Source organism: Acinetobacter silvestris (genome assembly GCF_002135235.1).
In the GTDB taxonomy this organism is placed as follows: Bacteria; Pseudomonadota; Gammaproteobacteria; order Pseudomonadales; family Moraxellaceae; genus Acinetobacter; species Acinetobacter silvestris.
In genome coordinates this window covers 51,065-66,171 of the sequence record NZ_NEGB01000002.1, presented here as the reverse complement: position 1 = coordinate 66,171, position 15,107 = coordinate 51,065, and the positions used below count along the sequence as shown (strand labels likewise).

General features: G+C 37.0%; 12 protein-coding genes and 1 pseudogene. 6 read left to right on the top strand and 7 right to left on the bottom strand.

Annotated elements, in window-relative coordinates; all coding sequences use genetic code 11:
• Positions 1-295: 295 nt before the first annotated feature.
• Together B9T28_RS03755 and B9T28_RS03750 are read left to right on the top strand one after the other, a co-directional pair.
• Complete coding sequence (locus tag B9T28_RS03755; RefSeq protein ID WP_434057115.1) at positions 296-616, top strand: metal-dependent hydrolase; 321 nt, start codon at positions 296-298, stop codon at positions 614-616.
• Positions 617-809: 193 nt separating this feature from the next.
• Positions 810-962: pseudogene (locus B9T28_RS03750) on the top strand (AraC family transcriptional regulator); the annotation flags it as partial.
• A 95-nt stretch (positions 963-1,057) separates the two neighbouring features.
• Here the strand turns inward: B9T28_RS03750 and exaC are convergent.
• Positions 1,058-2,569: an acetaldehyde dehydrogenase ExaC gene (gene exaC / locus B9T28_RS03745; protein ID WP_086202628.1), complete on the bottom strand. Its 1,512-nt coding sequence runs from the start codon at positions 2,567-2,569 to the stop codon at positions 1,058-1,060.
• Between the two features lie 314 nt (positions 2,570-2,883).
• On the opposite strand from exaC, the gene B9T28_RS03740 reads away from it, so the two are divergent.
• On the top strand, positions 2,884-4,065 hold the full coding sequence (locus B9T28_RS03740; protein ID WP_086202627.1) for a sigma-54-dependent transcriptional regulator family protein: 1,182 nt from the start codon (positions 2,884-2,886) through the stop codon (positions 4,063-4,065).
• A 24-nt stretch (positions 4,066-4,089) separates the two neighbouring features.
• On the opposite strand, the gene B9T28_RS03735 is transcribed toward B9T28_RS03740, so the two are convergent.
• The 4 genes from B9T28_RS03735 to mdh all read right to left on the bottom strand — a co-directional run bounded on the left by B9T28_RS03735 (position 4,090) and on the right by mdh (position 8,247).
• The gene (locus B9T28_RS03735; protein ID WP_086202626.1) at positions 4,090-5,052 is read right to left on the bottom strand and encodes an alpha/beta hydrolase; all 963 of its coding nucleotides are present in this window, start codon (positions 5,050-5,052) and stop codon (positions 4,090-4,092) included.
• 110 nt (positions 5,053-5,162) lie between these two features.
• Positions 5,163-5,996, bottom strand: coding sequence for an SDR family NAD(P)-dependent oxidoreductase (locus tag B9T28_RS03730; RefSeq protein ID WP_086202625.1), 834 nt, complete (start codon positions 5,994-5,996; stop codon positions 5,163-5,165).
• Between the two features lie 75 nt (positions 5,997-6,071).
• Positions 6,072-6,902, bottom strand: a complete 831-nt coding sequence (locus B9T28_RS03725; RefSeq protein ID WP_086202624.1) for an SDR family oxidoreductase — start codon at positions 6,900-6,902, stop codon at positions 6,072-6,074.
• Positions 6,903-7,074: 172 nt separating this feature from the next.
• Positions 7,075-8,247 carry an iron-dependent methanol dehydrogenase gene (mdh, locus tag B9T28_RS03720; RefSeq protein WP_086202623.1) on the bottom strand — a complete coding sequence of 391 codons (1,173 nt, stop codon included), beginning with the start codon at positions 8,245-8,247 and terminating at the stop codon, positions 7,075-7,077.
• Between the two features lie 317 nt (positions 8,248-8,564).
• On the opposite strand from mdh, the gene B9T28_RS03715 reads away from it, so the two are divergent.
• The 3 genes from B9T28_RS03715 (at position 8,565) to B9T28_RS03705 (ending at position 12,820) form a co-directional block, all read left to right on the top strand.
• On the top strand, positions 8,565-10,592 hold the full coding sequence (locus B9T28_RS03715) for a hypothetical protein (RefSeq protein WP_086202622.1): 2,028 nt from the start codon (positions 8,565-8,567) through the stop codon (positions 10,590-10,592).
• A 68-nt stretch (positions 10,593-10,660) separates the two neighbouring features.
• Complete coding sequence (locus B9T28_RS03710; RefSeq protein ID WP_086202621.1) at positions 10,661-12,376, top strand: AAA family ATPase; 1,716 nt, start codon at positions 10,661-10,663, stop codon at positions 12,374-12,376.
• 75 nt (positions 12,377-12,451) lie between these two features.
• Positions 12,452-12,820 carry a 5-carboxymethyl-2-hydroxymuconate Delta-isomerase gene (locus B9T28_RS03705; protein WP_086202620.1) on the top strand — a complete coding sequence of 123 codons (369 nt, stop codon included), beginning with the start codon at positions 12,452-12,454 and terminating at the stop codon, positions 12,818-12,820.
• 54 nt (positions 12,821-12,874) lie between these two features.
• On the opposite strand, the gene thiM is transcribed toward B9T28_RS03705, so the two are convergent.
• Together thiM and B9T28_RS03695 are read right to left on the bottom strand one after the other, a co-directional pair.
• Positions 12,875-13,738 carry a hydroxyethylthiazole kinase gene (gene thiM / locus B9T28_RS03700; protein WP_086202619.1) on the bottom strand — a complete coding sequence of 288 codons (864 nt, stop codon included), beginning with the start codon at positions 13,736-13,738 and terminating at the stop codon, positions 12,875-12,877.
• A 9-nt stretch (positions 13,739-13,747) separates the two neighbouring features.
• A complete protein-coding gene (locus B9T28_RS03695; RefSeq protein ID WP_086202618.1) occupies positions 13,748-14,902 on the bottom strand; it encodes a hypothetical protein in 1,155 nt (384 codons plus the stop codon).
• Between the last annotated feature and the right edge of the window lie 205 nt (positions 14,903-15,107).

Here is a 15,107-nt window from a genome sequence, read left to right as displayed (position 1 = left end):
AATTTAACCATTATTGATCATCATCACAGCCATGCATTTAAAAATTTTGGATGAACAAGAATCATGGTCAAGGAGTTTGTTGCGATAGCATTTAGACAATAAAATAATAAGTTTACGGTATTAAATTTCATTTTAAATCAATTTTCCTCTCTTAATCGTATGCCCATTAAGCCAAACAGCTATCATTTAAGGTCAACTTCGATGTCACTCGACTAAAAGCATTGCCAATGATTTAGTGATTTCATTATGTTAATCGAGTTTCTTTTTTAGAACTTAATAAAATCTTAGAGGCAAAATGAATAATTTTATAAATGCTGCTTCAAAATTTGATTGGGGGAACTCTCCACTACATTGGATTCTACAAGATTCTTTGATCAGTCATGCGATTAACCATTTTAGTTTTACACTCGTGCGAGGAGAGTACTTCTTTTGCCGAATCTTTAATAAAGCTTTGCCGTATGTGCAAGATGAAAAATTAAAAAAGGATGTCAAAACATTTATCTATCAGGAAGTGATGCACTCTCAGGCACATAAAGAATCGATTGATGAGTATTTAAAAAATTATGGTGCTGATGTTGAAAAACAATATAAAAAAGTCCAATTCTTATTTGATTAATTTCTTACCGATAAACCATTAGGTTACACACTTCCCAAAGGCTTGGATAAATCTTGGTTGCTGATTACGGCACCTATTTTTATGTATTTAATGGCCGTAGGAACCGTTAATTTAGTTAAAACTGATGCTGCAATTCCAGATATTCAAAAAAGTATTTTTAAATTAGATTTTTAGAAGGCATGGGATCGCTCCTATTGTGTTGGCACTGAGTTATTTAGCACAGGGCGACTCTATTTCAAGTACCACGAGTTTATTGGATTACACCAATTCGAGTGCATTTAGTGCAATGTTTAAGCGGCATTTAGGAAAGACACCACAGAGTTTTAGCAATAATAATAGTGAATGATGTTTAGCATTATTTTAATTATTCGTTACTATTTATGAATAATTAAAAAGCGAACTAAAGTTCGCTTTTTAAAATTTAAATCTACAATCAATAAATTAGAAAAAGCCCATTGCTTTGGTGGAGTAGCTCACCAATAAATTTTTGGTTTGTTGATAATGATCTAACATCATTTTGTGGTTTTCACGGCCTATTCCTGATTTTTTATAACCACCAAATGCTGCATGGGCAGGGTAAATATGATAGCAGTTCGTCCATACACGCCCAGCCTGAATTGCACGTCCAGCACGGTAAGCAGTATGTGTAGAGCGCGACCAAACTCCTGCACCTAAACCATAAATAGTGTCATTGGCAATTTTAATGGCTTCGTCATAATCTTTGAATGTCCCAACAGAAAGCACAGGACCAAAGATTTCTTCTTGGAAAATTTTCATGCTGTTATTGCCTTTAAAAATGGTCGGTTCAATATAGAAACCTTGACCCACTTCCTGACGGTCACTACCACCTGTAAGCACTTGAGCACCTTCAGCACGCCCTGTTGCAATACAACCTAAAATCTTCTCTTGTTGCTCTTGAGATGCCTGAGCACCAATCATGGTATCGGTATCAAGTGGATGTCCGGTCTTAATGCGTTTTACCCGTTCAACCGCCATTTCAAGGAATTTATCGGCAATACTTTCTTGAACCAGTGCGCGTGATGGGCAAGTACAAATTTCACCTTGGTTTAAGGCAAACATGGCAAAACCTTCCAGTGCTTTATCTAAGTATTCATCATCTTTATCCATAATATCTTCAAAGAAAATGTTTGGAGATTTACCACCGAGTTCTAAGGTCACTGGAATAATGTTTTCAGTCGCATATTGCATAATTTGCTGACCAACAGCGGTTGAACCAGTAAATGCAATTTTAGCAATACGTGGATTGGTTGCCAAAGGGCGACCGACTTCAACACCGTAACCATTCACAATATTCAATACGCCAGCAGGCAGTAGGTCTTGAATGAGTTCAACGAGGACCAGAATACTTGCAGGGGTTTGTTCAGCGGGTTTTAACACGATACAGTTACCAGCAGCCAATGCAGGTGCAAGTTTCCATGTTGCCATCAGAATTGGGAAGTTCCACGGGATGATTTGCCCCACAACACCTAAAGGCTCATGGAAATGGTAAGCAATGGTATCTTCATCAATTTCTGAAATGCCGCCTTCTTGCGTACGGATACAGCCTGCAAAGTAGCGGAAATGGTCAATGGCTAAAGGAATATCCGCAGCTAAGGTTTCACGTATAGGTTTACCATTATCCCAAGTTTCTGCAACAGCCAAAAGCTCTAAATTGGCTTCTAAACGATCTGCAATTTTTAACAGCATATTGGAACGTGTGGTAGGAGAAGATTTATTCCATTGTTCTTTGGCTTTATGTGCAGCATCGAGTGCGAGTTCAATGTCTTCTGCAGAAGAACGAGGAATTTTGGTAAATACTTTGCCATCGACAGGAGAAATATTGTCAAAGTATTCTCCTTTAACGGGCGCGACCCATTGTCCGCCAATAAAGTTTTCATATTGGGCTTTAAACTGAATTTTTGAACCAGATTGATTTGGATCTACATAACGCATAAGAATTTCCCTTTACTTATTTTTTATCAAATTTGACTGTGAATGCTGCAGATATGACTAGAAGGAGTCATGGTTTACATCATACCTTGAGCATAAGAACTCGAAGGTTGGAGAAAGGTTGGAGGAAAATTAAACTAGCTTGCAGTTAGAATATAAGTTTTGGAGGTCTTTTTTATCTATTGTAAAATTGTCACAATTTTGCAGAGACTTATCACTTTGGTATAAGTTACATTGATCCTAGATTGGATAGTATATAAGCAATAATAAGCTGTAGATCGTTTGTTACTAAAATAGATGACCAAGGAATGTTGATTATGTTGAACAAACAAGCGTTATTGCAGAAGCGTCATCAGATTGAAATTTTAAGGCAGAATAGTAGTATTTCTTTAAAGCATGCAGATCAACTTGGGGAAAGTATTGCTAGTTCGTGGCAACGTTCCAATTCAGCAGAGATTCCAGAAGATCGCGCAGCTGCTCCCTTAATTTCTCAAAAACACATTAGAAAAAGTGCTTTAGAAATCGCGATTGAGCATTGTGGTAAGGATTTAAAGCATATTGCTGAACAATCTTCAATGGTCGTGGCTGTTGGTGATATTGGTAGTACAATTATTTGGTCGGCAGCCAGTGGGCAAATGCGCAATGCAGCTGAACGCGTCCACTTTGTTGAGGGAGGACAGTGGCGTGAAGACTTGGTTGGTACTAATGCTTTAGCACTATCTCTCAAAACTCAACAATCGAGTTGTGTATTTTCTAATGAACATTATATGTCTTCCATTCATGATTGGGTTTGTTATGCGGCTCCAATCATTGATCCTTATTCTAAACAAATTTTAGGTGTCATTGATTTATCGACGACATGGAATCATCATAATAGTTTGGGGTTGTTGGCTGCTGAACGCTGTGCATCGATTATTCAATCTGCATTGCTTGAATATCAACAACAGCATTTATTTATCCGTGCTTTTGCCGTTCCACAAGTATTATTTAATGGAAAAATTGTGGTGTTAACGCCACGACAAATCGAAATTCTAACGATTCTTGCTTTATGCCCACAGGGAATGAATCTGGAGAATTTACACCAAGCTTTATATGGTGAGCGTAAAGTCAGTATCGGTACCTTAAAAGCAGAAATGTCACAGTTAAGAGACATTTTAGGGGGGATGCTTGGATCACGACCTTATCGCTTGTTAGCGCATGTCGAAGCTGATTTTTTACAAGCAGAAAGCGCATTGGATGCTGGATATACTGGCTCAGCGTTAAAACTGTGTAGAGGCGTATTTTTATCTAAAACGGAAAGTCCATTTTTATGTGCTTGGCGGGACTGTTTAGAATCAAGATTGAGTGAAGCCATATTTAAAGCACACGACACGGATGTTTTACTAAAACATCTTGCACACTTTCCAGAAGCGATTGATGCTGTTGAGCGTTTGATTGAGCTCACACCAATCGGCCATCCATCACATCAAATGCTCATGAAATATAAAGATGAGCACTGATGTAAGCTAGTAGAAAAGCTGAAATTAAAGTTTTTTTTGTTCCAACCAATCAAATAGTTTCGTATAAACATCTTGGCGTACAAGTGGCGCAGAAAGCACTAAATCGTGTAATCCATCTTTAATTGTAATTACAGTGACATCACCTTGTAATTTGTTTGCATATTTTTTAATGTCTTTAACATCTAAAATGACATCACTGCTTTGTGCATCTTTATTCCATTTTTTAGGAGAGGTAGTCTGATGAGAGTGCATAACCAAGGTTGGTACTGAAACTTGAGCACCTTGATGAATTTCTTTTTGTGCTTCAAAAATAGCATGAACAAAACTTAAGTTAACTAAGGGATAGGAATTGGGTTTCCAATCCAAATTAAAGTTCCATTCGCCATGGAATTTTTGGTGCAGACTAGGGACGTAAAACTTATTTAGTTCACTTGGAAATCTGATATTTGGACAGTGTTTTCCTAAAGCGCTTAATTTGGGCAGAGCCCGTTTTTTCTTCCATAAAGGCATATTAAAGTCATAAAAAGGGCTATTTACCCAAAGTGCTTTAATGAGAGGATGTTCAGGATGATGCGCCACAAACAAGGTTGTAATTAAGCCACCAGTAGAGTGACCAGCGAGTAATACAGAGTCATGCTCTTCATTGCCAATAATATCTAGAGCTTGGTTAATTTCGGCATCATATTCACTAATTTTTCGGACACTATAAAATTTTTGATGGGGTAGATGTGAACGACCATATTTACGTAAATCTAGTGCATAAAAATCATATCCCTGCTGATTAAATTTTTCAGCCATTTCAGTCTGAAAAAAATAATCAATAAATCCATGAATATATAAAACTGCTTTTTGGGTTTTCTGCGTTGCTTTTTTTCGGACTAAGGTTGCAGTGATTTTCCCTTCATAATCATCTGGAAAGTTTAGGGTCATTTGCTCATAGCCTGTGCCTAGAACATCAGGTTGATATACGGTTGAGAGTGCTGTCATTATTATGCTCATATGTTTTTATTGGCTTGTTTAATCTTTGATGATGAACACATTTTTGTCAACGGGTTCATCATCAGTGAATTTTTTTTAAACTTTGGATGTTTGATGTATTACAAATATTCTTTAACCAAATCATAAGATAAATCATAAAGTTTTTGTGCTAATTGCATATCTTTGGCTTTAGGTGAGGTCATTGCTGGTGTTTGGACACTGGCATATTGCCCATTTTTATTTGCCCAAGTAGCATCTAAAGCCATTTGCTTAATCAGTTTGGCTGGCTTGGTGGGTGGAATGAGTACTAAGGAGACAAACATATATTGAAGCTTAGGTAATTGACGGTACAGCTCAGAATCAACAACGCCAGGATGTAGAGCATTACTGGTGACGTTACTTCCTTGGAGTTGTTGTGCGAGTAAATTACTGAATAATAGATTTTGTAATTTACTACTGCCATAGCTTTTAAATGTATGATAGTTGGTATTATTTTCTGCTTTAAATTTATGGGGCTGTATGCTACCGACCCAATGCGCTATAGATGATAAGTGAATAATGCGTCCTTGTTCCGATTTTTTAAGTAAAGGTAAAAGTTTTAAAGTCCATAGAAAATGCCCTAAGTAATTCACACCGAAATGCTTTTCAAAACCATCTTCAGTTGAGTCTAAGTGAGTTGAGATTAATCCTGCATTGTTAATCATGACATCTAAATCAGCATATTTTTTTAGTATTTCATCCGATGCACGGTTGACCTGCTTCAGACTATTTAAATCGAGTTGAATTAAATCAATTTGTCCTGTACCCATTGACTCTAGTTGTAATTTGGCTTGTTGAGCTTTTTCAAGATTACGACACGCCAAAATAACGTGATGACCTTCTTTAATTAAATCTTCTGCCGTTTGTAGCCCGATGCCTGCATTGGCACCCGTAATGAGTATTGTTTTCGCCATATTTAAGCTCTCTAATTTTATCAATGTCGATCAGTCAATTTTTGTAATTCGAATAGGAGGTGTATAGAACCTATATTATAAATAGACCTGAATTAACTGTATTGATTGATCATAGAGCTGTTGGGCCAATTGCATGTCTTTGGCTTTACGAGACCTAAACGCAGGTGTCTGTAAGCTGACATAATCACCATTACGTTTGTTCCATGATGGATCAAATGCGATTTTTTTAATGAGAGCAGCAGGTTTTGATGTGGAGATGAGAAACAGTTTGATCAAATTATATTGATATTTAGGTAATTCGCGATAGATCTCAGAATCGACGCCACCGGGATGGAGTGCGTTGCTGGTAGTATTGGTTCCTTCTAGCTGTTGGGCTAAAATATTACTAAATAATAGGTTGGCTAATTTACTGTTGGCATAGCTGAGAACACCATTATATTTTGTGATTTGATCTGCTTTAAAATGCTGAGGTTGAATACTCCCCATTAGATGCATCATCGAAGCAAGGTGAATTACACGACCTTGCTCAGCATTCTTGATTAAGGGAAGAAGTTTCATGGTCCATAAAAATGGGCCAAGATAATTCACACCGAACTGTTTTTCGTAGCCATCTACTGTTGATTCTAGTTCTGGGGTCATCATGCCTGCATTGTTAATTAAGACATCAATTTTTTTATATTTCTGAATTAGTTGGTTTGCAGCTTGATTGACTTGCTCTAAGTGATTTAAATCAAGCTGGATGATTTCAACTTTGCCTGTACCGAAAGATTCAAGTTGCTGTTTGGCATGTTGGGCTTTCTCAGTATTTCGGCAGGCGATAATGACATGATGTCCATCTTTGATAAAATCTGTTGCGGTCGCTAAGCCAATTCCAGTATTGGCGCCTGTAATTACTACTGTTTTCATTCTGACGTATTCCATACGATTTTTAATGATTGTATAGAGGATTTTAGAATTCGACAATTTAAGTTGTCAGAAATGAGTCACTATTTTGATTTAATTACAGTAGATAAAAAAGGAATATCACCCGACATGATATTCCAAAAGCACGATATTAAAATCGAGTTTTAAACTTAAGTTACATTGCCGCTTTGAAGATCTCAATCACTTGAGCTTCATTGGCTTTGCGTGGATTGGTGAGCATACATGCATCATTTTGCGCATTTTTAGCCATAACAGAGTGGTCTGCTTCTTTCACGCCGAGGACGGTTAAACCAGATGGAATACCAATTGATTCTGATAGTTCACGAATGGCTGCAATCGCAGCAAAAGCAGCTTCTGTTACAGTTAAGTCTTTAATATTTACACCCATAAGTTCAGCTATTTTTGCATAACGTTGTGGGCATGCAATCAAATTAAATTCACATACATGCGGTAATAGAATGGCATTACACACGCCGTGTGGAAGGTTATAGAAGCCACCTAATTGGTGTGCCATAGCATGCACATAACCAAGGGACGCATTATTAAATGCCATGCCCGCTAAATATTGTGCATAGGCCATTGCATCACGGGCTTCAATGTTTTCACCATTTGCTACAGCTGAACGTAGCCATTGGCTGATCATGGTAATGGCTTTTTCAGCACATGCGTCTGTAATCGGGTTAGCCGCTGTAGAAGCATAAGCTTCAACCGCATGCGTCAGTGCATCCATACCTGTAGCAGCAGTTAAAGCAGCAGGTTTGGCAATCATTAGTTTAGGATCATCAATGGCCACCAGTGGGGTACAACGCCAATCGACAATCGCCATTTTAACGTGGGTATCTGTATTGGTAATAATACAGAAGCGAGTCATTTCTGAAGCTGTACCTGCTGTCGTATTAATGGCAATTAGAGGGGTCATTGGGACTAAGCTTTTATCAATACCTTCGTAATCACGAATATTGCCGCCACCAGCAGTGACTAGACCAATTCCTTTGGCACAGTCATGTGAAGAACCACCACCGAGAGAAACGATGAAATCACAAGTGTTTTCATTGTAGGCATTTACGCCATTCAGGACATTAATATCGGTTGGGTTAGGTTCAGCGCCAGCGAATACATGGCTATCTACACCCGCTTCTTTTAAATAATTGACAATAATGTCTGCAACGCCAAATTTGAATAAGCCTGCATCGGTGACAATGAGTGCTTTTTTTGCACCTAAATTTTGTGCTTTAGCACCCACTTCTTTGGCACAGCCAGGTCCAAAGAGTGATACGCAAGGAATATAAAAACCGTTAGTTTGATCTGCAATATTTTTAAATGACATGGTGCGATTCCTTCTACCATCATTGTTATTTCAATTTTTCGTTAGGTGTTCATCACCTTGAGATTGAGTATCGAGCGAAGTATGATTTTTAAATACCTACTTAAAACCTACCAATTAAAACTATGGTTTAAGCAATTGATATTATTTTTGAAAATATTTTATTTCAGTGCCGATCAACTAAATAACTACAGAGCGGTGCAGAAAATATCATTAAGATTTATTTAAAAGACTTATACTACAAAGCACCAAATATATTTGATTAGCGTGCGCGTATATTTTGTGCGGAGCTGACATTATTAGATGAGTTAGGCAAAATCATGGAGCAGATTGTTCACAACAATATATTGAATAACCATCAGCAAACTGCGCGAAAGTTATTGGATATTTCTGAACATTTAATGCATATATTTCAAGACCAATGGTTTTATCTTGAACATGTCACTGCACAGAATATGTTGGGGGTTAATGCTGAACAGCAGGTGTTGTCGATCGCTAATGGTCTGTGGGATATTCATTTTAGTAGCACTGAACCCTTGCTTCAGATTAAAAGTCAGTTTCCACAGCAGTCCTTTGAAAAAATTGCCCAGTTTATTTTACTCGAGATGCCTTTTTTCACTGGAAATTTAGTAGCACAGCATCCAACCACGGTGAAAGCCAAAACACAGGTTTTCAGGCAGACCTTGATTGAGCAGATCTTTGCATGGGTGGATGGTGAAAGCCGAATTGAACAATACTTGTATACTATTTCAGAAAAAGACGCGACTGAAATTGATCAATTACTTATCGCGGAAAATTATTATACTCACCCTTATTTAACTGAATTTGCGCAGCAGGGAAAGCAAATTCCACTCGCAGTTGAATTGAATATTAAGCATTTGTGCTTAGTCAATTCAGTTCAAGGCGAAAGTTTTATTCAAATTAATGAGTTGATGCCAATCTATGATCAATTGTGCTTTTCTGCCGCACAATTTCTTCCTGAGGCAGTATTTCGAATTGTTGAAACTCAATTCTTAGATAGTTTTCAGCTTATAAATCTAGTTGAACAGCAACAAAATTTGCAATTGTTAATGCACCATGCCATTGAACAACCGCATTTACTTGGCTTTTCCAAGCTAATGTTACGTGGTTATTGGCAAAATAATGATCTGTTTTCCAAACCCAATTTTCTGAATAAAAAATGCATATATTGGGATGAAAGCCAGTTTCATTTTTTACCCGTCTTTTATTATCAAAGAACCGTAAATTGGTTATTTAAACAAGATAGTCAGGTAATCGATTGGATCAGTCGCAATATGACGAAACCCAGTGTACCGATTGCCATTACAGCCTTGAGTTTTGTGGACACCACTAAAATTCATCCGCAAGTGATTTTACTAACGCTGAAATATTTCCGTGATATTTCAGCACGTTTGTTTGTATATGAATGCCATGTGTATGCAAAGAAGCATTTTTGGTTTAATCATTATCGCAATCAAAAATATAGTTTAGACAGCGAGTTGTCTCAAGCTATGCATACACAGCAAATTTCCAACTCTGTTTTGTATTTAGAAGAGTGGCTGAATCTATTGCATTTGATTTCTGAAGACAACGTGTACATTACGAAACAAGTATTTCAAAAACAGAGTCGAGTCCTGCAAGCGTATATGCATTTTTTACAAAAAATTGTGGATGGCTTAGATGCGGATTTAATAGCCTATATTAATCCTAAAACCCATGAGCATCGTGGATTTATTACCACATTACAAAAGTATAAATTAAGTGCTTCAGATTTTAGGCAAGTATTTCAGCATCCTGCACTTAATTTTTCACGCCGTATTAGTGTTTTTGATTCGTATGTAGCAGATTATTTGGTCGATTTTTTTCTACAAAATAAAGAAATTAAAAAATCGGTGACGTGGTCTGGACTTTTTCAACAAGCCGCGCATTGGCATCAACAATTACAGCATGAAACGACTTTAAAAAAATTACGTTTGAGAATTCAAACCAATGAGTGGGCACGATTATCACCTGAAAAATATATGTATTATGGTGATTGGCGCTTTGAAGAGTTACATCAACTAGAACGTATTATCCATGAATCGGCTGATTTCAATCATTGCCTAGCAGTAGCTTATAGTCAACGAATGTCGGATGGTGAATATGTGGCTTTTCATATGACCTCTGAACAAGATCAAAATTTGCATTTAACTTTAGGTTGTATTTATGAATATGATCAATTGAGCTTAGAGCAGTTGAAGTTCCCGAATAATCGTGATGCAGACGTGCATAGTTTAAATATAGCACGCTTATTTATTGGGGAATTTAATCTGATGCTGCGACAAAAAAGTGCTGAAGTAGAACGATAATGCAGGGAAAACTTAACTTTTGATGAAAAAGCCGTTAGGCTATAGCCGTCCAAAGAGGTTAGGTTGTTATGAAACAAGAAACTGCACTGAAATTAATGAAAGCGGGTGAAAATGTCTTTTTGACCGGCTCGGCAGGTGCGGGTAAAACCTATACACTCAATCAATATATTAACTATTTAAAAGCGCGTAAAGTTCCTGTTGCGATTACAGCATCGACTGGGATTGCAGCGACACATATGAATGGTATGACCATCCATACGTGGGCGGGTATTGGAATAAAAGACTTTTTGTCTGATGATGACTTAAAGCGCATGAAAGAGCGTAAATACTTAAAAGAACATTTAGAAAATGCCCAAGTATTGATTATTGATGAAATATCAATGTTGCATGCGAAACAGTTGAATTTGGTCAATCAAGTCTTAAAATATTTTAAAGAATCGGATGATGCTTTTGGTGGTATTCAGGTCATTGCTGCGGGAGACTTTTTTCAGTTACCTCCTGTTGGACGTAATGATGAAAAAAATCGAGATAAATTTTGTTTTATGTCGAATGCTTGGGTCGAAGCTAAATTTCGGGTGTGTTATTTAACCGAACAACATCGACAAGATGATTCGGCACTGAATGATATTTTAAACGCGATTCGCGCTCAGGATATTTTACCCAAACATAAAAAAGAATTAGAGCAAACCCGTCAGCAAACCATTGGTGAAACCTATACGCGTTTATATACCCATAATATGGATGTCGACAGTATCAACTATCAGCATTTAAATGCAATTGAGGGGGATGGTCATCAATTCGTAGCCGTGTGTGATGGTAATGATAAACTGATTGATACTTTAAAATCATCGGTGCGGGCACCTGATGAGTTGACCTTAAAAAAGCATGCCAAAGTTATGTTTGTAAAAAATAATTTTGATATGGGCTATATTAATGGCAGTTTGGGTGAGGTCATTGGTTTTGAAGAAGATGATGAACATGGTATTTTGCCAAAAGTAAAAATGACCGATGGCACTGTTCTTGTGGTAGAGCCAGAAATATGGTCAGTGGATAATGATGCGGGTAAAACCATCGCCAGCTTGCAGCAAGTTCCGCTTCGTTTAGCTTGGGCGATTACCATCCATAAATCACAAGGTATGACGCTAGAAGCTGCTGAAATCAATTTATCCAATACCTTTGAAAAAGGTCAGGGCTATGTGGCGCTGTCACGCTTAAAATCCATTAATGGTCTAAAGCTTTTAGGCTTTAATGATCAAGCCTTGGAGTTAGATAGTTTGGCGATTAAAGCCGATCGCCGTTTTCAGGAATTATCGACTGAAGCAGAAGTCAATTATTTAGATGTTGATCTGACGGTGCAACATAATGCATTTATTCGGCATTGTGGCGGAACGTTAAATACCGTTGAAATTGAAAGAAATGAAAAGAAAATTTCCAAAAATGCTGGTAAGGCAAATTATGGTTCTGCAACTTTAGATGAAACGCGTGAGTTATTTGAATCTGGTTATGAAATACAAGATATTGCAGTTGAACGTGGCTTAACTCCAGCAACCATTATTAACCATTTGGCCAGATTGCACCGTGAACAAGGTTTAGATATTTCTGTGGCAAGTCCTGGCGAGGAAGTGGTTGAGGAAGTCCGGAAAATTTATAAAAAGTTAATCAAACGTAAAAGCCCTGAGCATTTTGGTGATGATGGGGCAATTAAGTTACGCCCGATTGTCGAGGCGACTAGTCCGCGTATGGGCTATGATCAGGTGCGGTTGGCGTTATTATTTGTTGAATAGCAGTAGAAGAGTTCAGGATTACTCTCTAATTATAGATTGATTTTATCGTGTGTATTAAATAGAAGGACAGAAGTTATGCCACAAATGATTATTGATTATTCTGACAATATTCAAAATTTGGATACTCAAAAACTCATGTTGGGTTTGAACCATACCTTGTTTGATACAGGTCTCATTGATCATGCTGATGCCATTAAAACCCGTATTCGTGCTCATTCTGAATTTTTAATTGGCTTTGGGGATAATCAGCAAGCCTATATTCATGTACATATCTGTATATTGACTGGTCGTAATTCGCAAGAAAAACAATTGATTGCTGATCAATTAAGTGCTTTTTTACAATCCTTTAATGCTTATTTGGCAGAAGGTTTGGATGTGCAACTGTGTGTTGAATTGACTGAAATGCCAAAAATAGATTATCGTAAAACAGTTGTAAAATTCTAAGTGATAATCTATTCGTAGTATAAAAAAGGACTCATTTAATTAGTCCTTTTTTATTTATTTTAAAACTTGAATATCTGCATATTCAGAAAATTTATCAGCCGTAATTTCATAAATTTCATCTAAAAATGCCACATTGAAACTGCCTACACTTTGTGTTCTTGTGAAGGCTGATTTTCCAGCAATGGCAAAATGTACATGTGCAGCAATCGCGGCAATTGTAGGTGTTGCAACTGCGCTATAGGCGGCAATTAAAGCACCTAAGGCACAGCCTGTTGCGGTAACTTTAGGTTGTAAATAACTGCCACCATTAACTTGAATAACTGTATTTAATTCTTTAGACAAAATAAAGTCGGATTCACCCGAAATAGCAATACATTCGGCATGTTGCAATAAGCTTTTGGCTTGAATATAAACTTCAGCACTATTTAAGGTACTGTCTACACCTTTGGATATGACTTGATTACCCGCCAGTGTGCTGATTTCAGAGGCATTACCACGGATGATCGTTGGATTTAGCTGCACTAACTGATCAACCATTTCACTGCGCCATTTTAAAAAAGGCCCATAACCCACAGGGTCTAAAACCCAAGGTGTACCTTTTTCTGTGACTGTTTCAGCTGAAATTTGCATCGCTTGCATTTGTTCAGTCGTTGGTGTGCCTAAATTAATGCTGAGTGCTGCTGCGATGTTGGCAAAACTCATTGCTTCAAATGGATTGTCAATCATGGCAGGAGAAGCACCAGCGGCAAGCAGTACATTAGCAGTATAATTACTGGCAACACTATTGGTAATACACTGTACTAAAGGTTGCTGAAGGCGTAATTGAGTCCATGCATCGATCACTTTTTGCAGTAGAACATCCGCTTGAATCGTTAAAGCATCTTGGTGTGTCGATGATAGATTTTCAGGTTGATTCATATTGAGTCCTTACTGAGTAAAGTAATGGTCTTGATGCTTACAATTGCGACAAGAGAGCGTGACATAATTGGCTGCATCATATTCCACATCAAGTTCATTGGAACCGCAGTACATACAGCGTTTTTGTGAATAAAAGTTTAAGCGTGCTTCAATTTTTTTCCAAGACTTCCAAACGGGTTGAAAAAAGATGCTTTCATCGTAGCCTAAAAATTTATAAAACAAGATTTCGCTCATTTTACTCAATGGAATATTTTGTGGGCGTGGTAGGGTTGAGGTTTCCCATTTTTCAGCCAAAGCACGTTCTCGATATTGTTGTAATGTTTTCTTTAATAGATTGGTATTAATGAAATTTTCATTTCGTGCTTGGAGTGCTTTTTTTTGATAAAGATATTCCAACGCCGTTTGAATTAAATAATAAATCTGTCCAACAGCCAGAGAGTCAAGCAACCGAAAACAGAAGATTTGGAATGCCTTATTACCTGAAATTTGAATGCCCCAAGTTCTACAATAATGTTGCATAAATTGTACAATTTCTTGATATAAAATGAGATATAGCGTGTTTTTGACTTCCTCTGCTGTTTTAAAGGGAGTGCCTTGAGTTAGATTTTCATAAAACCAATGTCGTAATTGTGTGGTAATACTAAATAGGCTCGGTTCAGAGTAACCATCTAATCGGACATTGATATAATATTGATGTGCAGTATCACTAAAGTCTTTGGCAACTAAGATATTGTCTCGAATAAGTTGATTTAATAAAGTGTTCTGAAAATAATAGTTGGGTGTAATCGGATAGTATTTGATTGTTTCCCAGTTAATAAATTCCTGATGAATCTGACCATCCTGAACTTGATTATCTAAAATGCTCAGTAAAAATAATTTATGTAGAAAGCTGAGTTGATTTAGCCCTAATTCATAGACTTCTTTTTTTTGAAACTTACGCTGTTCTTGTAAACGCGCATCCTTCATGAGTTTTTTTCGTTTACTTTGGCAAGTATCACAGTGGCAATTACGTTGTTGATCTGGAAATATTTGATGATGGCAATGGCTACATTGATGAAAGTTTATATCTTTATCAAATTCTTCAGCTTCTACAAAGTACATACTGGCTTGGCACAGTGGGCAGTAGGTACTGTCATCGAGCTGTTTACGTAGAATTTGAAGCATAGAAATCAAATCTTAGAATCAAAGAATACAGAATTATACACTGAACTGAATATTGAAACTGTGTACTTTAAAAGCACAAGTATGATGCTGTGCAAATTTACTATTTTATAGACTACTTAAAGCTTGTAAGTTTTATATGTAAAGTTAGGTCAAAATATTTAAAAATTTACTTTGTATTTTTATACATTTGCACTGCATTATTTAT